The organism is Actinoplanes oblitus (genome assembly GCF_030252345.1).
Lineage (GTDB): Bacteria > Actinomycetota > Actinomycetes > Mycobacteriales > Micromonosporaceae > Actinoplanes > Actinoplanes oblitus.
On record NZ_CP126980.1, the window covers coordinates 9,516,957 to 9,538,956 of the forward strand.

The following is a 22,000-nucleotide window of genomic DNA, read 5'->3' on the forward strand; positions in this document are numbered from 1 at the left end:
GATTGGCAGACCACTTTCCGTGGGGCAGATCACTCCCAAGACGTAACGAATCCGAAGTAGAACTCATATTCACGTCTCCGCCACGATACGGATACCATCTGCGCGGCACGTGCCACTTCGCCGACGCCCCCACGCTGCTGGTACAGCGGGTTCGGCAGTGCTGCGTATCCCCCGATCAGCCGAGCGAACTCTGACCCTTGGAAAGGGGTTTCTTGAGGATTTCTCGGATAGATTGACCCAGATCGGTGCGCCCGCATGGCTACGTTCAGTAGCCCCCCAATGGCCCATCGCGTGTGTGCATGGCGGAGGACGAAAGCAATGTCAGTCTCGGTGAACAGCCGGCGAACCCGTTTACGCTCCGCCCTCGCGGTGGTGCTGACGGCTCTGGTCCTGCTGCCGGCCGCAGGCCTGTTCCTGCGGGTCCTGCAAGAGAACTCCAAGCAGCGCGACAACACCACGCTCGAGCAACAGGGCGTGGAGTACCTGACCGCCCTGTCGACGCTGGTCAGCGCGCTCGCCGAGTCGCAGTCCTCGGCACTGCAGGGTGTGGCCGCCGAGCCCGCCTCGGTGACCGCGGCCGTGTCCCGGGTGCAGGGTGTCGACGAGCGTCTCGGTGACGACCTGGAGACCAAGACCCGCTGGGCCGACCTCAAGGACAAGATCTCCAAGCTGCCCAAGGTCACCGGTACCGCGGAGCAGATCTTCGAGGCCCACGTCGAGGTCGCCGACCTGACGCTCGAGATGTACGACCTGGTCGCCGAGAACTCCACGCTGGCCCAGGACGACGACAACGACATCTGGTTCCTCCAGGAGGCGGTCACCGTCCGCATGCCGGAGTCGGTCACCGCGGTCAGCCGGATGAGCGACCTCGCGGCCATGGCCGCCGGCGCCAAGAAGGCGCAGAAGCAGCTCCTGACGGTCCGGTTCGGCTACCAGGCGCTCCAGGTGCAGGACAGCGTCGACGAGGTGACCGACAGCCTCCAGGAGGCGGTCGACAGCACCAACAGCGACACGCTCAGCGGCAACCTGGTGAGCAACCTGGACTCGTTCCGCCGTGGCATCGAGGCCGCCAACCGTGGTGCCAACCTGGGCGGCGGCGCACCCAACGCGTCGACCCTGGTGACCGCGCAGTCCACCCTGCAGACCGCGCTGAGCGCGCTGTCCGGCGTGGTGCTCAAGGAGATCGCCGGCCTGCTCGACGACCGGATGGACACCCTGAACTACAAGCGCATCGAGGCGTACGGCATGTTCGGCGTCGCCGTCGTGCTGATCGTGGTGGCCACCTTCTGGACCCGCGGCCGGGCTCGCGAGGTGCGGGCCGCCCTGGCCCAGCAGCCGGGCGAGGGCAGCCGCGACGTCTCGGTCCAGTCGGCCGGCTCGTACGACTCCACCTACGGCGACATCCCCAACTACGGCGGCGGGCGGGAGCGTACCGGTGCTCTTCGCTAAGTTCCGCATCCTGGGCAAACTCGCCCTGTTGGTGCTCGTACCGCTGCTGGGCGTCCTCGCCCTGACGGTGCCGATCATCTACAACCGTGTCTCCGCGGCGTCGACCGCGCAGGACACCTCGGACACCGTTCAGCTGGCCACCCGGGTGAGTACCGCGGTCCTGGAGCTCCAGGAGGAGCGCCTGCTGACGGTGGGCTACCTCCTGGGCCTGGTCCAGGAGCCGGACCTGGTGGTGCAGAGCGCCGAGGCCGCCGACAAGGTCGCCGAGCTGCTCAACGACGACGACCTGGAGCTGCCGCCGGCCCTGCGCCGGTCGATCGTGCTGGCCACCAAGCTGAACTCCACCCGGCAGAACGCGCTCAACAAGCTGGTCCAGCCGACCGACGTGGTCCAGGACTTCACCAACGTGATCACGCCGATGATCGACGGTCTGGCGCTATCCAGCCACGCCGACCTGACCACCAGCGTCGGCCAGCAGGTCTTCGCGCTGGAGCGCGCGATGCGCTCCGACGACCTGATCAGTCAGGCGTCGTGTTACCTGGCCACCGCCGCCGCGGTGAGCCGGGCGCCGAGCGCGAAGACGCGGGCCTCCGCGCCGCTGCTGCTGACGCTGTTCAGCAACACGTTCAGCGAGATCCAGTCGATCATCACGTCGTCGAAACCGTACTTCACCGACGGCCAGTACAAGCTCTACCTGAGCACCCAGGACGCGTTCCAGTCCCGGGTGGGCCCGGAGTTCACCGCCTCGCTGGCGACCAACCCGGCCCAGGCGCTGACCAGCCTCCGGATCAGGACGCTGTTCCCGTCGCTGAACTCCGTCATGGTGCTCGGTGGTTTCGTCGAGAAGCGCGTGGCGAAGGACGTGGACGTCGCGGTGAACGACAACCGCGCCAGCGCCATCCAGCAGGCCCTGTTCGTCGGTGGTGGCGCGCTGCTGCTGCTGATCCTGGTGGTCACGCTCTCGATCTTCATGGCCCGCGCCGTCGCCCGGCCGCTGCGCCGTCTGACCGTCTCCGCCGACCGGATCGCCCGCGCGGCCGAGGCCGAGCTCGAGCGCGTCGCCGACGACGAGGCCGAGGCCCAGGTCCGCCCGATCCGACTGGACCCGGTCGACGTCGAGGCCCAGGACGAGATCGGTGACCTGGCCCGCGCGTTCGACCGCGTGCAGACTACCGCCGCCCGGCTGGTGGAACGCCAGGTGCTCGGCCGCCGTAACGTCGCCCAGATGTTCGGGCACGTCGGCCGGCGTACGCAGAACCTGGTCGGCCGCCAGCTGTCCCTGATCGACTCCCTGGAGCGCCGGGAGACCGACAGCGACCGCCTCCGCGAGCTGTACCGGCTGGACCACATGTCCAGCCGTCTGCGCCGGAACGCGTCCGCGCTGGTCGTGCTCTCCGGTAGCGCCGGCTCGAACGAGCACATGGCGCCGCTGCCGCTCTCCGACGTCGTCCGTCTCGCCCTCGGTGAGATCGAGGACTACACCCGTGTCGACGTGGAGGTGCCCGAGGAGATCGTGGTGGTGCCGGCCGTCCTGGCCGACCTCACCCTGCTCCTCGCCGAGCTGCTGGAGAACGCCACCACGTTCTCCCCGCCGCACACCAACGTCACGGTCTCGGCCGAGGAACTGCGTGGCGGCGCCCGCCTGGCGATCATCGACCACGGCCTCGGTCTGGCACCGGAGCGGCTGGCCGAGGAGAACGCCCGGCTGACCCGCCGTGAGCGACTGGACCTGGCGCCCACCGAGGTGCTCGGCCTGTTCGTGGTCGGCCGGCTGGCCCGCCGGCACGGCATCGAGGTGACCCTCACCGACACCCCGGACGGCGGTCTGACGGCCTGGATCGACCTCAGCCCGCAGCACCTGATCGCCCGGGTGGAGAGCCTGGCCCCGGCCGGGGTGCAGCCGCCGCCGGCGGTTCCGGCGCCGGCCGCGATGCCGCAGATCCCGGCGCAGCGCGAGCCGATGGCCGTGCCGGCCAACGGCGCCCTCCGGGGCAACACCGCCGAGGTGGCGATCGCCAGCACCGCGGTTCGTACCGTCCCGGGCAGCCAGCAGCCGTTCGACCCGAACGTGCTGAACCGGGCCACCCAGACGCTGGAGTCGGTCCCGTCCTGGAACGCGTTCGGCGGCGCGCCGGCGCCGGCCGTCGAGGACCCGTACGCCGGCCAGCCGGTGTACGACGCCGAGCCGGTGTACTCGCCGGGGATCGCGTACCAGGAGCCGGTGTACCAGGAGCCGGTCCCGTCGCTCAGCTACAACAGCGGCATCCCGGTCGCCGGCCGGGTGCCGAGCGCGCTGCCCGAGCTGCCGGCCGCCGGCCAGCCCGCCTGGGGCAACGAGCCGGCCCTGCCGGCCGGACCGGGCTGGAACACCCCGCAGCCGTCCGAGACCGCCTGGAACGTCCCGGCCCCGGCCGAGACCTCGTGGAACGCGCCGGCCCCGGCTGCCGAGGCCGCGTCGCAGTGGAACACCCCGGCTCCGGCCGAGAGCACGAGCACCTGGAACACCCCGGCCCCGGCCGAGAACCACTGGAACACTCCGCAGCCGGCCGAGCCGGTCTGGAACACCCCGGCCCCGGCCGTGGAGGCACCCATGGCTTCGGCCGGCAACTCGGGCTACTCGGCGCCGGCCCCGGAGCCGACCGCTCCGGAGCCGGTCGTCACCCCGCGGAACGGCGGCAACAAGCCGCTGCGCCGCCGGGTGCCGGGCAGCCAGCTCCCCATGGAGACCGGCCCGAAGCAGCACGCCGCGGCGCCGTCGCAGGACGACGCCCTGGCCGCCCGGGCCGCCTTCGACGCGTTCGAGGCAGGGGTCAGCCGGGCTCACGAGACCAGCACGTCGCTGCCGGCCCCGGACTTCGTGAACGGCCAGTGGACCATGCCGGCCTCGATGCCCGACCTGCCCGCGCCGCAGTGGAACGTGCCGGCCCCGGCCGCCGAGGCCGCACCGCAGTGGAACAACACGCCGGCCCCCGAGGCCGCACCGCAATGGAACAACCCGGCTCCGGCGCAGCAGTGGGACGCCCCCGCCGCGACGCCGCCGCCCCCGCCGTCCAACGGTGGTGGCTTGACTCGCCGCGTGCCAGGGGCAACCCTGCCGCGTGACGAGCCGCACCAGCCGATCCTTCCGCCCGCGCCGGTGCAGATGGATCCGGAGCAGGCCCGAGCCCTGATGGATCAGTTCGAGTACGGCGTCGCACTCGCACTGAATGAAACTCAGCCACAACCCGAGGGACAACCGCGATGACTTCCCCATACCCCACCGCGCAAAGTCAGCTCAGCGCCGAAGCCAAAACCTTCAACTGGCTGCTGGACTCCTTCACGTCCGGAACAGCGGGCGTGATCGAAGCCATCGCGGTCTCCTCGGACGGCCTCCTGATGGCCATGTCCGCGATCAAGGACCGGCCGAACGCCGAGCGTCTCGCGGCCGTCGTCTCCGGTCTCACCAGCCTGGCCGGCGGCGCCGCGAGCTGGTACCGGCTGGGCGCCCTGAACCGGGTCATCATCGACATGGCCGACGGCTACCTGCTGGTCACCGCGATCAGCGCCGGCTCGGTGCTCGGCGTGATCGCCGACCGGACCGCGAACCTGGGCACCCTGGCGTACGAGATGACGCTCTTCGCCACCCGGGCCGGTGGCGCCCTGAGCCCGCGCCTGATCGCCGAGCTGAAGAACGCCGTCCAGCAATGACGTACCCGGACCCCGCCGACGAACCGGTACCTCCGGCGCGCTCCGGAGTCCGGCCCTTCCTGCAATCCGGTCCCAAGCACTCGGCCGGTGGTTACACCCCTACCGGGGAACAGCCGCCGGTCGAGCAAGGACAGTCCAACACTCTGCGCCCGTTCGTCATCACGGCGGGCCGCACCGATGGAGGCGATCCCGACATCGGTATGGAGACTCAGGTGGCGGTGGTGCATGGCGCGCCGCCGTCCCGGCTCTCACCGGAAACCAGGGCGATCGTGTCTCTCCTCGAGGAGAGCCCGATTTCGGTAGCCGAGATCTCCGCACGCCTTCGCCTGCACCTGGGCGTCTGCCAGATTCTCGTCGGTGACCTGCGGGCCGCCGGCCAGGTGGACGTGCAAGGGCGCGAAAACGACACCCCTGACCCCGAGACCATCATGCGAGTGATCCGTGGACTTCGATCCATCAGCTAACCGCGTCGTCGGCACCGCGCGCATACCCGGCGCGCCCGCGCCCAAGAAGGCGCCGGTTCCGGTCAAGATCATCGTGGCCGGCGGCTTCGGGGTGGGCAAGACGACGACCGTCGGCGCCATCTCGGAGATCTCGCCGCTGACCACCGAGGCCGAGATGACCTCGGAGTCGATCGGCATCGACAACGTCGGCCAGGCCACCACGAAGACCACCACCACCATCGCGATGGACTTCGGCGTCCTGACCATCGATCAGACGCTGAAGCTCTACATCTTCGGCACGCCGGGCCAGACCCGGTTCGCCTTCATGTGGGACGACCTGGTGAAGGGCGCCCTCGGCGCGCTGGTCGTGGTGGACACCAACCGCATCGACGACTGCTACCCGGCGGTCGACTACTTCGAGCGCGCCGGTCTGCCGTTCGTGGTCGGTGTCAACACCTTCAACGGGCAGATGGGATACAGCCTCGACGAGGTGCGCTGGGCGCTCGCGGTCCGCGAGGACGTCCCGGTCATCTCGTACGACGCCCGGTTCCGCGCGTCCGTCCGGGACGCCCTGCTGGTCGTTCTCGATCAGGCGCTGGACAAGGCGATCCGGATGAAGGCCTGATCCGTATCCCGTCATAGGGTGTGCGGCGAGTCGCCCGGTTCACAGGCATTCCCAAACGTGCCCGTGGGAGGGCACAGTGGGGTACCGGGCGGCCGCGCGAACGAAGAGGACGGTGACCGTGCGAGGCGGACTGGACGACGCGCTCGACAAGCTTGCTCGTCGCGACGAGCTGCGGCGGCGCGCGACCGGTGAGAGTCCGGCGACACCTCCCGCCGTGACCGAGCTGGTCGAGGCGATCGCCGCGGTGGTCGCCAAGCATCCGAGCCTGGCCGTCACGGTCGGGGTCGAGGGTGTCGGCGACCCGGTGCTGCTCCAGTTCGCCTTCGCCGGCGGCACGGTGCAGGTCAGGGCGGACCGCCCGTCGGCCGACCGGCCGCCGGCGGCGGCGCCGGGCCGGATGCACGCCGACTTCGAGATCCACGTCGAGGATCCGGAGCCACCACCGCGCGGCAGCCACGACGACCAGGACCGGTTCGGCCCCACGGACTACGACTACGCCGGGCCGCCCGCCGCGGAGCGGCCGTTCGTGGCGCCGCAGTCCCCGCCCCCGCCGCCGGCCGCCTATGCGCCGCCGCCGGTGCCCCCGTTCACTCCCCCCGCGTCGCACGCCGAGCCGGCCGCGCTCCACGAGCCGGTGTTCCACGAGCCCGCGTTCCAGGAGCCGGTGTTCCATGAGCCCGCGTTCCAGGAGCCGGTGTTCCATGAGCCCGCGTTCCAGGAGCCGGTGTTCCATGAGCCCGCGTTCCAGGAGCCAACGTTCCAGGAGCCGGTGCAGCTGCCGTACCAGGAGCCGGTCCCGTTCCAGGCCGGCCCGGCGGAGGAGACCGAGCTGGCCGCCCGCCGCCTCGCCGCGATGTTGCGGGACAACCCCACCCTGCTCGACGACACCCAGGCTTAGCCCATCGGGCACGGAAAGCGGTCGCTTACGGCGGCCGCTTTTTCGTACGCCATGAGCACGTTCTGTAATCGCTCCGCCACGCCGCGTCAACTACTCTCCGCAGTCTCCTGATCACCCCAGGAATTCACTTCCGACCCTGCCGAAACGGGCAATCCGCGCCGGGTTTCGCCGGGTCCGAGCCGTCTGAGTTGTCTGACATGGCCCTTTCGGCCGGTTCACACAGCCGCCCGGACCGCATTCCTTGGATGACGCTGAGTAGCGCCGTAATGTCCTATTACGTCCAAGAGCGTGGGTCATCAAGCTCCTGGAATCTCACCAACAGTGACAGGATTGGGGGGATGCGATGTCGGCATCGGACGGGTGGCTCCTCGCGGTAACCGGCTATGCGGTCCTGCTGGCCTGGCCGCTCTCCACGGTGATCCTGGTCTGGTTCGCGGTCCGCTACGTCGGCACGCACCGTGCGCGGGTCGTCAACAAGGCCCTGGCCAGCGGCGACGGCAAGCCCGAGCACTTCTGGATCATCGTGCCGGCGCTCAACGAGGAGGCCGTGGTCGCCAACACCGTGAACGCGGCGCTGGGCCTGCGCGGCGCCGCCGGCACGCTGGCCCGGGTCCTGGTCGTCGACGACGGCTCGGACGACCGGACGCCCGAGGTCCTGGCCGCCATCGACCACCCCCGCCTGCACGTGATGCGCCGCGAGCTGCCCGAGGCCCGGCAGGGCAAGGGCGAGGCGCTGAACGCCGCCTACCGCTACATCGCCCGGCTCTCCGCCGAGCAGGGCATCCCGGCCGGCCGGGTGGTGCTCGGCATCATCGACGGCGACGGCCAGGGCAGCGACAACATCCTGGTCGAGGTCGGCCGGCTGATGGGCGACACCCGGGTCGGCGCGGTCCAGGTGCAGGTCCGGATCCGCAACCGCAACAAGCTGCTCGGCGCGGTGCAGGACCTGGAGTTCGGCGCGATCGTGGACGCCTGCCAGAACATGCGGGACGCGCTGAACACCGTGGGCCTCGGCGGCAACGGCCAGTTCAGCCGGCTCTCCACGCTGATCGCCCTGGGCAGCGCCCCGTGGTCGAGCTGCCTGGTCGAGGACATGGAGCTGGGCCTGCGGATGCACCTGCAGGGCGTGTCGATCCGCTACACCTCGCGCGCCTCGGTCACCCAGCAGGCGGTGGTGGACATCAAGCGGCTCACCCGGCAGCGCACCCGCTGGGCGCAGGGCAACCTGCAGTGCGCGCGCTACCTCGGCTCGCTCTTCTCCTCCGGCAACATCACCCGCGGCTCGCTGGTGGAGATCCTGCACTACCTGGTCTCGCCGTGGGCCAACGCGATCGTCGCGGTGCTGCTCTCGCTGACCGGAACTCTGGGCGCGCTGGGCCTCATGATCGGGCATCCGCTGCCGATTCTGCCCACCTGGTGGCACCTCGCCCTGAGCCTCGGCGTCTGGGTGGTGGTGACCACGTTCCCGGGTCTGGTCTGGGTGCTCGTGCACCGGGTCAAGCGCGGGGACGAGTCGACGGGCCGGATGCTGCTCGCCGCCCTGGCCTACCCGGCCTTCCTGCTCCTCGGCCTGACCGCCACCTACCGGGCGCTGGGCCGGCAGCTGACCGGCCAGCAGGCCTGGGCCAAGACCGAACGGCTCGTCGAGGAGCCGCTGGTCCTGCAGACCGCCTGATCCCGCGGGCACGCTCCACCCCCTGCTCCGCCCCTCTCCCTGGTGTGAAGGAAGGCTCCCCCTTGTCCCTTCGCGAAGTCCACCTCATCGGCGGCACCCGGCCGGAAGCCGTCAAGCTCGCCCCGGTCGCCATCGCCTTCCGCGAGGCCGGTCTGCTCGAGCCGATCCTGCTGGCCAGCGGCCAGCACCCGACCATGGTCACCCAGGCCCTCGCCGCGTTCGGCCTGGAGCCGGACATCACCCTCACCGTGGAGCGCGCCTCCGGCACCCAGGCCGAGCTGCTCACCGCCATGATCCAGCAGCTCGACGAGCTGTGGTCGGTACGCACCCCGGCCGCCGTGATCGTCCAGGGCGACACCACCACCAGCCTGGCCGGTGCGCTGGCCGCGTTCTGGCGGCGGATCCCGGTCGTGCACCTGGAGGCCGGGTTGCGCTCCGGTGACCTCGACTCGCCGTTCCCCGAGGAGGGCAACCGACGGCTGGTCGCCCAGGTGGCCGCGCTGCACCTGGCGCCGACGCCGCTGGCCGCGATGAACCTGCTGGACGAGAAGATCCCGGCGAGCGACGTGCTGGTCACCGGTAACACGGTGGTGGACGCGACGCTGTCGGTGGCGGCGCGCAGGTTGCCGTACGAAAATCTCGCCGTCGCCGACGCGCGGGCCGCGGCCACCGGCCGTCTCGTGCTGGTCACCGCGCACCGCCGGGAGTCCTGGGGTGAGCCGCTGGACCGGATCCTGGGCGCCGTCAAGGAGCTGATCGCCAGGTACCCGGACATCGACGTGGTGCTGCCCAGCCACCCCAACCCAGCGGTCCGCGCGCAGGTGGACGCGGCGCTGGCCGGGGTGGAGCGGGTCACCGTCACCGATCCGCTGCCCTACCCGGACCTGGCCCGGCTGCTCTCCGAGGCCTACCTGGTGCTCACCGACTCGGGCGGGATCCAGGAGGAGGCGCCGTCGTTCGGCGTCCCGGCCCTGGTGCTGCGGGACGTCACCGAGCGCGTCGAGTCGCTGCACGCCGGCTGCGCCAAGCTGGTCGGCTCCGACCCCGACATGATCGTCACGGAGGCGTCCGCGCTGCTGGACAGCCGGATCCGCCGGGACGCGATGACCGCCGGCGGCAATCCGTACGGTGACGGCCGCGCCGCCCAGCGCACCGCCCAGGCGACCGCCGCCCTGCTCGGCCTCGCCCCCGCACCCGAAGCCATGCCCGTCCAGCAGTCCGCCGAGATCGGAGCCGTCGCCTGATGCGCACCTCGAAGGTCACCCGACGCACCCTGCTCGCCGGTGGCGGGGCGGCTGCCGTCGCCGCCGCTGTCGGGCTGAACACCGTGGAGGCCGACGCCTCCGTGCCCCTGCCGGTCATCAGCACGCTGACCACCCGGACCGGCAAGGCCGCACCCGGCGCCGGCTCGGCCAAGACCCTGATCCTGTACGACACCACCGGCGACTACGGCTGGCTCGGCGAGGTCTACGCCACCCAGACGGCGAACCTGGCCTCGCACTTCGGCAGCTGGGCGGCCGCGCCGGTGGGCCGGTACAAGGCCGGCGACCTGAACGCGTACACCGCGGTGATCTACCTGGGCTCGACCTACGACGAGCCACTGCCGGACGCGTTCCTGACCGACGTGCTGGCCACCACCAAGCCGGTGACCTGGGTCTACGACAACATCTGGCAGCTGGCCGCGAAGGCCGGCTTCACCGACCGGTACGGCTTCGCCAGCGGCACCTTCGACCTGGCCGAGGTGACCGAGGTCGGTTACAAGGGCCGGAAGCTGACCCGGAGCAGCGACAACCGGGCCGGCATCATGAACCTGCCGATCAGCGACACCACCAAGGTGCGCACGCTGGCCACCGCGGTCCGCGCGGACAGCACCGGCTTCCCGTGGGCGGTGAGGTCGGGGAACCTCACCTACATCGGCGAGATCCCGTTCTCCTACGTCACCCACGACGACCGCTACCTGATCTTCGCGGACCTGATGTTCGACGCCGTGGGCAGCACCGCGCCGGAGCGGCACCGTGCCCTGATCCGGATCGAGGACGTCGGACCGGACGCCGACCCGGAGCAGCTCAAGGCGGTCGCCGACTTCCTGGCGGCGGAGAAGGTGCCGTTCAGCGTCGCCGTCTATCCGCGCTTCCGGGATCCGAAGGGCACCCAGAACGACGGCAAGGCGCAGGACTACACCCTGGCGGCCCGGCCGAAGGTGGTCGCCGCGCTCAAGTACATGCAGGCCAAGGGCGGCACGCTGGTCATGCACGGGTACACCCACCAGTACGGCTCGGTGGCGAACCCGTACGACGGGGTGAGCGCGAACGACTTCGAGTTCTTCCGGGCACACGTCGACGCGAACGACAGCGTGATCTACGACGGGCCGGTGGCCGAGGACTCCGCGGCCTGGGCCACCGCCCGGATGATCGCGTCCGGTGCCATCTTCGTGGCCACCGGCCTGGGCGCTCCGAAGATCTTCGAGTTCCCGCACTACGCGGCCAGCCCGATCGACTACCAGGCGGTGCACACCCTGTTCGGCAAGCGGTACGACCGGGGCCTGTACTTCCCCGGCGTGCTGACCGGCGGCAGGTACGACTTCCCCCGCCAGTTCGGGCAGTTCTTCCCGTACACGGTGCGCGACGTGTACGGCTCGGTGGTGGTGCCGGAGAACATCGGCAACGTGGAGACCGAGCCGTTCAACAACCACCCGGTCCGGCTGCCCGCCGACATCGTCGCGTCGGCCGAACGCAACCTGGTGGTCCGGGACGGCGTGGCGAGCTGCTTCTACCACGCCTACCTCGGCACCGATCACCTGACGGACCTGATCGGCGGGATCAAGGGCCTCGGCTACTCCTTCGTGAGTGCCGAGACCATGCTCAACGGCTGATCAGCCGACATTTCGCGAGGCCGCCGCCCGGGGTCGGGCGGCGGCCTCCGGCGTACCATCACGGAGGAGACGAACGTGGACGTAGTGGACTTCTGGGTGCGGTCCTGGACCTCGGACGACCCGGCCGCGGCCCGCAAGGTGCTCACCCCCGACGTCGAGACCGAGTGGAACCTGGACGCCCCGGTCGACGACGAGGAACTGCTGCAGGTGCTGCACCGGATCGCCGCCTTCGCGGACCGCGTCGAGGTGGCCGCCCGCACCGACGCGCTGGACGGCGCCGCTGTGGTCTACGACCTGGTCGCCCCGTTCGGCACCGCCCGGCTGGTCGAGTTCCTCGCCGTCGAGAACGACACCATCACCGAGGTCCGCCACGTCTACGACACCACCGCCATCGACCGCTACTTCCCCGGCCTCTACGCCAACTAGCCCGTCAAGATCAGTCTCGGCTGGCCGTGACGGTGGTATCCGGGGCGCCGACACCACCCTGAGCACCAGCCGCAAGAACCCGGCTGGCCGCGACGGTGGCATCCAGGGCGCCGACACCACCCTGAGCACCAGCCGCAAGGTCCTGACTCGCCGCCCCGTGATGGCTAGCCGGCGGGGGTCGGCAACGCCCGCTCGAGCAGCGCGAACAGCGCCTCCCAGTGCCGCCGCTCGGCCCCCTCGTGATACATCGCCGTATCGGACATGGTGAACCCGTGCGGCGCTCCCTCGTACAGCTCCGACGTATAGGTCACCCCGGCCTCGCGCAACGCACTCTCCAGCGTCGCGATGTGCTCCGGCGTCATCGACCCGTCATTGTCCGCGTGTCCGAAATAGACCTCGCCGGTGATCGCGCCGACCCCCCGGTGCGGGCTGTCCGGGCCGTCGGCCACCACCCGGCCGGCGTGGAAGCTGGCCAGCACCGCGAGCCGGTCCGGCAGCGCGGAGATCGCGATCAGGGCGTTCCGCCCGCCCATGCAGTAGCCGACGATCCCGGCCGGTCCGGCCGCCACGCCCTCCTGAGCGGCCAGAAAGTCCAGGTAAGCGGCGGTGTCGGCGATCAGCCGCGGCGGGGTGAGCGCCTGCATCATCGGCATCAGCCGGCCGAACGCCGCGCCGCGCTTGTCCGCGTCGATCAGCTCGTCCGGCTCCACCAGCGGGCTGCGCCGGCTGCGGTACAGGATGTTGGGGACCAGGACCGCGTACCCCCGCTCGGCGATCCGGTCGGCCATCTCGCGCAGTCGCGGCCGGAGGCCGAAGGCGTCCATGAACATCAGGATCCCGGGGTACGGCCCGGGCCCGTCCGGCGTCACGAGGTACGCGTCGGCCGTCCCGTCCGCGGCCGGTACATCGACCGAAGCCTGCCGCATCTCCGTCTCCTCTGCCCCATTCGTCATGATCGGGGCGACCCTAGCATCGGCTGACGGTTTTGCCGCCGGAACGTCGTATTCTCATCCGCATGGCCACCCGGCTGCGTGCGGATGCCCGCCGAAATCGAGCGGCCCTGCTCACCGCAGCCCGCGAGGTCTTCGCGGAGCAGGGCCTGGACGCGTCGCTGGACGAGATCGCCCGGCGTGCCGGGGTCGGCAACGCCACCCTCTACCGCCGCTTCCCCAGCCGCCGGCACCTGATCGCCGAGGTCTTCGCCGCCCACATGACGGCCGCGGTCCGCCTCGCCGACCAGGCGCTGGAGCACCCCGACCCGTGGGCCGCGTTCGTCGGCTACCTGACCCGGGTCTGCGAGCTGCAGGCGACCGACCGGGGTCTGGCCGAGCTGCTGGTCACCAGCGCCTTCGACGACGACGAGCGGCTGTCCGCGCTGCGGGCCGCCGCCCAGCAGCGCGCGGTGGACGTGCTGCTCCGGGCGCAGCGGGCCGGCCGGCTGCGCGGCGACTTCACCCGGCACGACCTCTGGCTGGTGATGATGGCGAACGCCGGGGTCAACCGGCACGCCACCGACCCGAACGCCTGGCGCCGTCAGTTGTCCCTGCTCCTGGGCGGTCTGGCGACTCGGTAACCGGCCGGTCACGGTGCGGCTTTTAAGGATGTTTAAGGCTTGCGCCGGAGACCCTTAAGACGGCTTCGACGAACAATCGCTGACGTCCCGTTCCCGGTGATTGATCGGAGCCTCCCATGCAACGCAGCCGTCTGCGGCTCGCCATCTACTCGTCCGCCGCGGTGCTCGCGGTCGGCGGCGGCATCGGCGCGGCGGTCGCTGCCACCACCGGCGAGACCGGCGGCCTGAGCGCCTCGTTCGCCAAGGACAGCGACTGGGGCGCCGGATACCAGGCGCACTACACGATCAAGAACGGCTCGAGCGCCGAGGTGAACGGCTGGGAGCTGGTCTTCGGCCTGCCGAGCACCGCGAAGCTGAGCACGTCGTGGGATGCCACGGTGACCACCGCCGGCAGCACCGAGACGGCGAAGAACGCCGCGTGGAACGGCACCATCCCGGCCGGCGGCTCGATCTCCTTCGGCTTCGTGGTCAACGGCAAGGGCGACCCGACGAGCTGCACCATCAACGGCGTGTCCTGCACCGCCGGCGGCGCGACAGCGGCACCCACCGCCACCGCGACGGCCACCAAGCCGCCGACCACCAAGCCCACCGCGACCGCCACGGCGACCGCGACGAAGACCGCGACGGCCGCGCCGACCGCCACCCGCACCACGACCGCCGCACCGACCGCGACGGCCACCTCGACCAGCGGCTCCGGCTCGGGCGGCGGCGTGCTGGTCGCCCCGTACGTCGACATGGGTGTGCTGTCCAACGGCGGCACGCTCGCCTCGCTGGCCGACGGTGGCAACGTCAAGTCGTTCAGCCTGGCGTTCGTCACCGCCTCCGGCTGCAAGGCCAGCTGGTTCGGCGCGTTCGACCCGCGGCAGAAGCAGTTCGCCGACCAGATCGGTGCGATCCGCGCGGCCGGCGGCGACGTGAAGGTCTCCTTCGGCGGCGCGACGGGCGTCGAGCTCGCCCAGGCCTGCACCTCGGCCACCGCCCTGCAGGCCGAGTACCAGGCGGTTGTCGACGCCTACGACCTGAAGTACATCGACCTGGACATCGAGGGTGCGGCCTCGGCCGACACCGCCTCGATCGACCGCCGCTCGACGGCGCTCGCCGCGCTGCAGAAGGCGAACCCGGGCCTGAAGATCTCGCTGACCCTGCCGGTGCTGCCGGAGGGCCTGACCGCTGACGGCCTGAACGTGGTCAAGTCGGCCAAGAACGCCGGCGTGGACCTGGACCTGGTCAACATCATGGCGATGGACTACGGCCGCTCCGCCCAGGACTACGGTGACCTGGCGATCCAGGCGGTCAAGTCCACGAAGGACCAGATCAAGGCGCTTTACGGCAACTCCGACGCGGCGGCCTTCAAGATGGTCGGCGTCACCCCGATGATCGGCAAGAACGACGACAGCGGCACCTTCACCCAGAGCGACGCCAAGGACCTGGTCGCGTTCGCCAACGCGAACCACCTCGGCTTCGTCTCCTTCTGGGAGATGCAGCGGGACAAGAACGCCTGCCAGGGCGCGCTGTTCCAGTGCACCAACGTCAGCCAGACCGCCTTCGAGTTCTCCAAGATCTTCGCCGGCTTCAAGGGCTGACAAACCATTTCGCGTACGCCGTGAGCACGGTCCCCGGGGCCGTGCTCACGGCGTACCCAAATCCGGTGTTGATCGGGAAGGTCAGGCGAAGCCGCGGCCGGCCTCGGCGAGCGACTCGCCGGCCAGGTCCCAGTAACCGATGTCCGGGCGGCGCTCCAGCCAGACGTTGAGCGAGATCCGCAGCACCGACAGGAACATCCCGGCGATCAGCTGGGACCGCAGCCCGAGCGGATCGGCCGGGCCCAGCCGCAGCGCCACCTCGGCGGCCATCTCCCGCTCCAGCGCGGCGAACGTCTGCACCTGCGCGGCCGCCAGCGACGGGTGCCGGCGCACCATCCGGTTCCGGGTCATCCACTCCGGGTCGAGATCGCCGAGCCCCCGGTAGAACACCTCGGCCGCCGCGCTCAGCGCCGCCCACGGCGACTCGCTCGCCGGTCGTTGCCGGACCAGCCCGGCCAGCTGCCGCATCCGCTGCAGGTCGCCGTAGAAGAGCGCCTCCTCCTTGTTGGCGAAGTAGTTCGAGAACGTCCGCCGGGAGACGCCCGCCTCGTCCGCGATCGCCTCGACCGTCACCTTGTCCGGACCATGCTCGAACGCCAGCCGCAGGGCCGCCTCGTGCAGCGCCTGCCGGGTGGCCGCTTTCTTGCGTTCGCGCAGCCCCGGCTCCGGCTCGGAGGTGGTGTCGGTCATGCGATGAAGGGTAACGGCGACGTACATCACTTCCCAGTGAGAAAGTTTGCCCACCGGGCAAACGCTGCCGATAGTTGTATTGAGCAACCAATACGAAAGGGGCAGCGCGGATGAGCACTCCGACCACGAGTCGCGGCGAACCCGGAGCCATGTCACACCGCGAGATCCTGGAGGCCCTCTCCGGCCTGCTGCTCGTGCTCTTCGTCGCGATGTCCAGCTCGACCATCGTCTCCACCGCGCTGCCGACCATCATCGGCGACCTCAACGGTTCGCAGACCCAGTACACCTGGGTGGTCACCGCGACCCTGCTCACCGCCACCGCGTCCACCCCGATCTGGGGCAAGCTCGCCGACCTGTACAGCAAGAAGCTGCTCGTGCAGGCATCGATCGTGGTGTTCGTGCTCGGCTCGATGCTGGCCGGCCTCACCCAGAACACCGAGCAGCTGATCGCCGCCCGGGCCTTCCAGGGACTCGGCATGGGCGGCGTGCAGGCGCTGGTCCAGGTGGCCATCGCGGCGATGATCCCGCCCCGCGAGCGCGGCCGGTACAACGGCTACCTCGGCGGCGTGATGGGCCTGGCCACCGTCGCCGGACCGCTGCTCGGTGGCGTGATCGTCGACTCCTGGCTGGGCTGGCGCTGGTGCTTCTTCGTCGGCGTCCCGATCGCGGTCGTCGCCCTGGTGGTGCTGCAGAAGACCCTGCACCTGCCGGTCCTGCGCCGCGACAACGTGAAGATCGACTACCTCGGCGCCACCCTCATCGCGGCCGGCGTCAGCGTCATCCTGGTCTGGGTCTCGTTCGTCGACGACTCGTTCGCCTGGCTCTCCTGGCAGACCTTCGCCATGGTCGGCGGCGGCGTCGCCCTGCTCGCGCTGGCCACGTTCGTCGAGTCCCGGGCCGCCGAGCCGGTGGTCCCGCTGCCGATCGTCCGCCAGCGCACCACCGCCCTGTCCATCCTGGGCAGCCTCGCGGTCGGCATGGCCATGTTCGGCGGCTCGGTCTTCCTCGGGCAGTACTTCCAGATCGGCCGCGGCTACAGCCCGACCGAGGCCGGCCTGCTCACCATCCCGATGATGTTCGGCCTGGCCTTCGCCTCGACGGTGGCCGGCCGGCTGATCACCAAGAGCGGCAACATCAAGCCGTACGTGGTGGCCGGCACGATCATCCTGGTGCTCGGCTTCGCCGGGCTCTCGGTCCTCGACCACGACACCCCGCTCTGGTACATCGGCATCGCGATGTTCCTGGTCGGCGCGGGCGTCGGCATGTCGATGCAGAACCTGGTCCTGGCCGTACAGAACACCGTGGCGCTCCGGGACATCGGCGCGGCCAGCTCGACGGTGGCGTTCTTCCGCTCGCTGGGCGGCACCATCGGCGTCTCGGTGCTCGGCGCGGTCCTGGCCCGCCGGGTCGCCGACTCGATGACCGACCAGCTCGCCGCCCTCGGCGTGCACGCCACCGGCGACTCGAACGTCAGCGCCCTCAACCTGGGCAGCCTGCCGCCGGCCATCCAGCACATCGTGCGGGTCTCCTACGGCGACGCGACCGGCCACATCTTCCTGATCTCGATGGGGATCGCGGTGGTCGGCGTGCTCGCCGCCCTGCTGATGAAGCCGACCAAGCTGCGCAGCACTGTCGACCTGGGCACCGCGACGGAGCCGGAACCGGCCCTGGCCGGTGCCGGCAAGTAACACCGCTGACGGAAAAGGGGCGCCCCGGTCCAGGGGCGCCCCTTTTTCGCGACCGGGATCACGTCCACGAATCCGTAATCTTCCGTTGACGCAGCGCTAACCTCGGATCACGGAGAGCTGATCACCGGTCTGCCGCGGTTTTCCTCATCCCCGGCACGCCGCGACCGATCTGTCCGGCCGCTGCGGAGAGGAGCACCGGGTTGAACGAGCGCGAGATGGACGCCGAGACGCTGTCCGCTGTCCTCCTCAAGATCGAGGACCGGCGGTCCTGGGATGCCCGGGCCGAGCTGGCCCGGACGCTGGAGATCGAGCGCGCCGCCCTGGCCCTGGGCGACGAGCTGATCGCCGCCCGCGCCCGGCTCTGCCAGATCAACATGCGGATGCGCTCCGGAGACGTGACGGCCGCCGCCGAGCAGATCTGGCACGTGCATCAGTGGGCCATGGAGCACGACGCCCGTCAGCTGCTGGCCCGCACCCACCTGGTCTGGTCCGCCATCCACCTGCACCTCGGTGACGCCGAGCAGGGCCTGGAGCACGCCGTCCTGGCCGTCGAGCTGCTCGACGACGACGCCACCGACCACATGCGGGTCTGGCACCGCACCAAGCTCGCCGACGCGCTCTACTTCGCCGGCGACATGGACGCCGCCCGGATCCGTTACGCGCAGGCCGAGGAGCTGGCCGTGCACCTCGGCTCGCCGGCCCTGCTCTGCCTGCTGAACAACTACGCCTACGTCGAGGCCAGTCTCGGCAACCAGGCACTCGCCGAGGAGGTCACCGAGCGCCTCCAGCAGCTGTCCGCCGAGTGGGGGATCCCGCTGGAGCCGGCGTTCCTGGACACGATCGGGGCGATCCAGGTCAGCAACGGGCACTACGCGGCCGCCGCCGAGACCATGCGCCTCTGCCTGGAACGGCACACCGAGGGCAAGTGGGACGACGCCAACGACATGGCGCAGTACCTGGTCACCCTGGCGCAGGCGCAGCGCGGCCTGGGTGAGTTCGCCGCCGCCCAGGACAGCCTCGACGAGTCCCGCCGGCAGTGCGTCGAGCGCGATCTCGGGGAGTCGCTGGTCCGGGTCCACCAGGAGCAGGCCGAGCTGCACGCGGCCCGGGGCGACTTCCGGGCCGCCTTCGAGGCGCACAAGACCTTCTTCGAGGTGCACCACCAGCAACAGTCGCTGCAGCGGGAGGCACGCTCGCGTACCCGGCAGGCGATGTTCGAGACCGCCGAGGCGCGGCAGGAGGCCGAGCGGTTCCGGGAGCAGGCCCGCCGCGATCCGCTCACCGGCCTGCTCAACAGGCGTTATGTTGACGAGCGCCTGCCCAGCCTGATCCACACCGACCCGGAGCTCACCGTGGCCCTGGTCGACCTGGACCACTTCAAGCAGATCAACGACCAGCTCTCGCACGACGTCGGCGACCAGGTCCTGGTCCGGGTCGCCCAGCTGCTGGCCCGCGAGGTGACCGCCGCCTGCCCGGAGGGTTTCGCGGCCCGGATGGGCGGCGAGGAGTTCCTCGTGGTGCTGCCGGACACCACGCTGCCGCGGGCCCACGCGCTGCTCGACGGCATCCGCCGTGCCATTCGCGGCCAGCACTGGGCGCCGATCACCAGGCACCTGCCGGTGACGGTCAGCATCGGGGTGGCCGGCCTGGCCGATGCCCCGGCGTCCGCCCAGGCACCCCTTCTGTCCACTGCGGACGGTCATCTGTACGCTGCCAAGCACGGCGGACGTGACCGCGTGGTCTCCGCAGCGGATCTACACGACTGCGTCGGGCACGCCTCAGCCGCCTAGCGGGCCGCTCACCCCCTCGTGCCGCTCCGTGACGAAACACGGAATCCGGGGGTGATGCCGATCAATCGTTTGGGGCTAGGCTGGACGAACTGTCGATGATCGACGGTGGGGTTTCAGCGCGAGGAGGCGGTCGTGGAGCAGAGCAGTGGTAACTCCGCACCCAGCGAGGTCGCTCCGCCCGGGGTCAACATCAACGTCCCGCACTCCGCCCGCATCTATGACTACTGGCTCGGCGGCAAGGACAACTTCGCCGTCGACCGCGCCGTCGGCGAGGCGATGATCCAGGCGATCCCCGGCATGCGCTACATGGCCGGCGAGAACCGCAAGTTCGTCCACCGCGCCGCTCGTGACCTGGTGGAAAAGGAAGGCATCCGGCAGTTCCTGGACGTCGGCACCGGCATCCCGACCCGGCCCAACCTGCACGAGGTCGCCCAGCTGATCGCCCCGGAGACCCGGGTGGTCTACGTCGACAACGACCCGATCGTCCTGGTCCACGCCCGCGCCCTGATGCTCAGCTCCCCCCAGGGTCGCAGCGAGTACATCAGCGCCGACATCCGCGATCCCCGCTCGATCCTGACCGACAAGGTGCTCCGGGAGACCCTGGATCTGGCCCGGCCGGTCGGCCTCACCCTGATCGCGATCCTGATGCTCCTCGCCGACGAGGACGACCCGTGGGCCACTGTCGCCGAGCTGCGCGACGCGATGCCGTCCGGCAGCTGCCTGGCGATCACCCACCCGACCGCCGACTTCAATCCCGACGAGGTCAACCAGGCGGTCGCCGCCGCCACCGGCGCCGGGATGACGCTCGTCGCCCGCACCCAGGAGGCGGTGGCCCGCTTCTTCGGCGACTGGGAGCTGCTCGAGCCCGGCCTGGTCCCGGTCTCCGCCTGGCGGCCCGACACCCCCGCCACCGATCCGAAAGCGGCTTATTACTGGGCCGGGGTCGCCCGCAAACCCTGAGCCCGCAGGCTGGCCGTCGCCTCAACCGCGAGCCTCCGTCGTCGGGTCCCGGCTCGCTGAACGGCCCATGTCGTGCCCTCTCAGGTTCTTTCCACGCATAACGCCTGAGGTGCACCCCAAGATCGGCCCCGCCCACTGCCCGGGCGGGGCCGATTCTCTTCCGGCGGCCGGTGGCCGCGGGCCCGGGCCGCGGGGTGGCTGCTTTGTTCGCAGGCTCACTGCCACGCGTTCACGGACCTACCGCCCTGTTTACGGACTCACCGCCGCGTTCACGGACCGACCGCCCTATTTGCGGACTCGCCGCCCCGTTCACAGGCTCACCGCCCCGATCACGGACCCACCGCCGCGTTCGCGGACTCACCGCCGCGTTCGCGGACTCAACACCAGCGCCGCGTTATCCACACCACCACGTCATCCACAGCCTGTCCCACCGAACCACTCACCATCCGCCAGACTGTCCAGGGAAGGCCCCCTGGGAGGGTGGGCTAGGAGCGTCGGCCAGGAGCGCGGCCTCGGCAAGACCGGCCTGGCCGGCCCGATCCGGCCATGTCCCGAAATGCACCCCGGTCCCGAAGTCCAGCCCGGCCACCGCGGCTCACCCCACGCTTCCCGGCAAGAGGCGCTCCCCGGCGAGCCGCACCCGCCCAGCGCACCCAGCTCCGGCCACAACCTCGCGCCGGCCAGCCACAGAACCCCGCTCCACCCGTACCCGAAATCGCGATGCGGAAGCGGACCTCGCGCCCACCGGAAGCAATCCACCAGCGAGCCGCACGGATTTTCTTTGCCGGCCCCGCCTCCCGCCCCGGCGGGGCCGGCAAATCCACGACCCGGCCGCCGCCGGATCTCGCCAGCGACGGCCGCGCACTTACTCACACACCGCTCGGAGAACCCTCCGAACGCCATTGACGCCCGATCGACCCACTCAAGGGTGGACCGGATGGGTGGCCCAGCACGGGGAACCAGGCCACCCACCCGGCGTCAGACGGGCGTATCTCGCAACACCCGAAGTCGTGGCCGCTTGCAGGCCGGTGGGACCGGCAGCCGGCCGGCGCGGATCAGGATCTCCCGGACCGTGCCCTCGCGGCCGTCCGGATCGACGACGATCCCGCGGACGCCGAGCCAGGTCTCGCCCTCGTGCGGGATCGGCTTGTGCCAGTCGACCCGGACCACTCGCAACCGGAGCGGGCCGATGCCGTAGCAGTAGTCCGACTCGGCGAACTCGTGCACCGGCCAGCGTGGCCGGCTCGGCCGTAGCCGATCGTCACGGACGCGTGGCGCCGAGGCCATCCACCGCGAGCGGGCGTGCGGATGCCCCACGGACCGGTGCCCGTGACAACGAACGAGTTCACTCGCGCGCGTCGGACTCATCCTCCTCAGCCGGTGGCTCGGCGGTACTGGCTCCGTCGGGCCGACTCAGTGCGTAACGAACACCGCCGAACCGGTGACTGACCGCGCTGGCCCGGCTGGAAGCGGCGACCACGTCATCGGTGATCGCCACGTCCCGGTAGACCGGCGGCGGGTTACCCCGGCGCGGGCTGTCAGCCGCGCCGGGATCTCCCGGATCGGGATGTTCTGGACCGATGTTGGGTACCGACATACTCGTCACCTCTCGCTCGGACGCCCCCGCCAGGGAGCCTCGCG

At 70.6% G+C, this 22,000-nt stretch carries 18 protein-coding genes; 15 read left to right on the forward strand and 3 right to left on the reverse strand.

Features of this window, described 5'->3' with window-relative positions; genetic code table 11:
- Positions 1-372: 372 nt before the first annotated feature.
- From Actob_RS42475 to Actob_RS42520, 10 genes are all read left to right on the forward strand, one after another.
- On the forward strand, positions 373-1,449 hold the full coding sequence (locus Actob_RS42475; protein WP_284917592.1) for a hypothetical protein: 1,077 nt from the start codon (positions 373-375) through the stop codon (positions 1,447-1,449).
- Positions 1,436-4,693, forward strand: a complete 3,258-nt coding sequence (locus Actob_RS42480) for an ATP-binding protein (RefSeq protein ID WP_284917593.1) — start codon at positions 1,436-1,438, stop codon at positions 4,691-4,693. The genes Actob_RS42475 and Actob_RS42480 overlap by 14 nt, the downstream gene beginning before the upstream one ends.
- Entirely contained in the window at positions 4,690-5,136 is a 447-nt protein-coding gene (locus tag Actob_RS42485; RefSeq protein ID WP_089295051.1) for a roadblock/LC7 domain-containing protein, read from the forward strand. Before Actob_RS42480 ends, Actob_RS42485 begins: the two co-directional genes overlap by 4 nt.
- Entirely contained in the window at positions 5,133-5,600 is a 468-nt protein-coding gene (locus tag Actob_RS42490) for a DUF742 domain-containing protein (protein WP_284917594.1), read from the forward strand. Before Actob_RS42485 ends, Actob_RS42490 begins: the two co-directional genes overlap by 4 nt.
- Positions 5,578-6,204, forward strand: a complete 627-nt coding sequence (locus tag Actob_RS42495) for a GTP-binding protein (RefSeq protein WP_185038245.1) — start codon at positions 5,578-5,580, stop codon at positions 6,202-6,204. Before Actob_RS42490 ends, Actob_RS42495 begins: the two co-directional genes overlap by 23 nt.
- Before the next feature lie 118 nt (positions 6,205-6,322).
- Complete coding sequence (locus Actob_RS44230) at positions 6,323-7,102, forward strand: hypothetical protein (RefSeq protein ID WP_284917595.1); 780 nt, start codon at positions 6,323-6,325, stop codon at positions 7,100-7,102.
- A 343-nt stretch (positions 7,103-7,445) separates the two neighbouring features.
- Positions 7,446-8,777, forward strand: coding sequence for a glycosyltransferase family 2 protein (locus tag Actob_RS42505; protein ID WP_284917596.1), 1,332 nt, complete (start codon positions 7,446-7,448; stop codon positions 8,775-8,777).
- A 62-nt stretch (positions 8,778-8,839) separates the two neighbouring features.
- On the forward strand, positions 8,840-10,021 hold the full coding sequence (gene wecB / locus Actob_RS42510; RefSeq protein ID WP_284917597.1) for a non-hydrolyzing UDP-N-acetylglucosamine 2-epimerase: 1,182 nt from the start codon (positions 8,840-8,842) through the stop codon (positions 10,019-10,021).
- On the forward strand, positions 10,021-11,649 hold the full coding sequence (locus Actob_RS42515; RefSeq protein WP_284917598.1) for a polysaccharide deacetylase family protein: 1,629 nt from the start codon (positions 10,021-10,023) through the stop codon (positions 11,647-11,649). The genes wecB and Actob_RS42515 overlap by 1 nt, the downstream gene beginning before the upstream one ends.
- 75 nt (positions 11,650-11,724) lie before the next feature.
- On the forward strand, positions 11,725-12,075 hold the full coding sequence (locus tag Actob_RS42520; protein WP_284917599.1) for a hypothetical protein: 351 nt from the start codon (positions 11,725-11,727) through the stop codon (positions 12,073-12,075).
- 164 nt (positions 12,076-12,239) lie between these two features.
- Here Actob_RS42520 and Actob_RS42525 read toward each other — a convergent pair whose 3' ends face one another.
- Positions 12,240-13,001, reverse strand: a complete 762-nt coding sequence (locus Actob_RS42525) for a dienelactone hydrolase family protein (protein ID WP_284917600.1) — start codon at positions 12,999-13,001, stop codon at positions 12,240-12,242.
- 89 nt (positions 13,002-13,090) lie between these two features.
- Here Actob_RS42525 and Actob_RS42530 point away from each other — a divergent pair, with 89 nt between their 5' ends.
- Together Actob_RS42530 and Actob_RS42535 are read left to right on the forward strand one after the other, a co-directional pair.
- Positions 13,091-13,648, forward strand: coding sequence for a TetR/AcrR family transcriptional regulator (locus tag Actob_RS42530; RefSeq protein WP_284917601.1), 558 nt, complete (start codon positions 13,091-13,093; stop codon positions 13,646-13,648).
- A gap of 116 nt (positions 13,649-13,764) precedes the next feature.
- A complete protein-coding gene (locus Actob_RS42535) occupies positions 13,765-15,231 on the forward strand; it encodes a cellulose binding domain-containing protein (RefSeq protein ID WP_284917602.1) in 1,467 nt (488 codons plus the stop codon).
- Between the two features lie 81 nt (positions 15,232-15,312).
- Here the strand turns inward: Actob_RS42535 and Actob_RS42540 are convergent, their stop codons facing one another.
- Positions 15,313-15,921: a TetR/AcrR family transcriptional regulator gene (locus Actob_RS42540; protein WP_284917603.1), complete on the reverse strand. Its 609-nt coding sequence runs from the start codon at positions 15,919-15,921 to the stop codon at positions 15,313-15,315.
- A 110-nt stretch (positions 15,922-16,031) separates the two neighbouring features.
- On the opposite strand from Actob_RS42540, the gene Actob_RS42545 reads away from it, so the two are divergent.
- From Actob_RS42545 to Actob_RS42555, 3 genes are all read left to right on the forward strand, one after another.
- Positions 16,032-17,609 (forward strand): MDR family MFS transporter, encoded by a 1,578-nt coding sequence (locus tag Actob_RS42545; protein ID WP_284917604.1) that lies wholly within the window; start codon positions 16,032-16,034, stop codon positions 17,607-17,609.
- 200 nt (positions 17,610-17,809) lie between these two features.
- A complete protein-coding gene (locus Actob_RS42550) occupies positions 17,810-19,399 on the forward strand; it encodes a GGDEF domain-containing protein (RefSeq protein ID WP_284917605.1) in 1,590 nt (529 codons plus the stop codon).
- 132 nt (positions 19,400-19,531) lie between these two features.
- On the forward strand, positions 19,532-20,359 hold the full coding sequence (locus Actob_RS42555) for an SAM-dependent methyltransferase (protein ID WP_284917606.1): 828 nt from the start codon (positions 19,532-19,534) through the stop codon (positions 20,357-20,359).
- Between the two features lie 978 nt (positions 20,360-21,337).
- Here the strand turns inward: Actob_RS42555 and Actob_RS42560 are convergent.
- Entirely contained in the window at positions 21,338-21,586 is a 249-nt protein-coding gene (locus tag Actob_RS42560) for a hypothetical protein (protein ID WP_284917607.1), read from the reverse strand.
- Positions 21,587-22,000 lie beyond the last annotated feature (414 nt).

Bases quoted from the DNA above. Each gene is read 5' to 3' on its own strand.
- Actob_RS42485 (WP_089295051.1), top strand. From the start codon at position 4,690: ATGACTTCCCCATACCCCACCGCGCAAAGTCAGCTCAGCGCCGAAGCC.
- Actob_RS42490 (WP_284917594.1), top strand. From the start codon at position 5,133: ATGACGTACCCGGACCCCGCCGACGAACCGGTACCTCCGGCGCGCTCC.
- Actob_RS42505 (WP_284917596.1), top strand. From the start codon at position 7,446: ATGTCGGCATCGGACGGGTGGCTCCTCGCGGTAACCGGCTATGCGGTC.
- Actob_RS42515 (WP_284917598.1), top strand. From the start codon at position 10,021: ATGCGCACCTCGAAGGTCACCCGACGCACCCTGCTCGCCGGTGGCGGG.
- Actob_RS42525 (WP_284917600.1), bottom strand. From the start codon at position 13,001: ATGCGGCAGGCTTCGGTCGATGTACCGGCCGCGGACGGGACGGCCGAC.
- Actob_RS42530 (WP_284917601.1), top strand. From the start codon at position 13,091: ATGGCCACCCGGCTGCGTGCGGATGCCCGCCGAAATCGAGCGGCCCTG.
- Actob_RS42535 (WP_284917602.1), top strand. From the start codon at position 13,765: ATGCAACGCAGCCGTCTGCGGCTCGCCATCTACTCGTCCGCCGCGGTG.
- Actob_RS42540 (WP_284917603.1), bottom strand. From the start codon at position 15,921: ATGACCGACACCACCTCCGAGCCGGAGCCGGGGCTGCGCGAACGCAAG.
- Actob_RS42545 (WP_284917604.1), top strand. From the start codon at position 16,032: ATGAGCACTCCGACCACGAGTCGCGGCGAACCCGGAGCCATGTCACAC.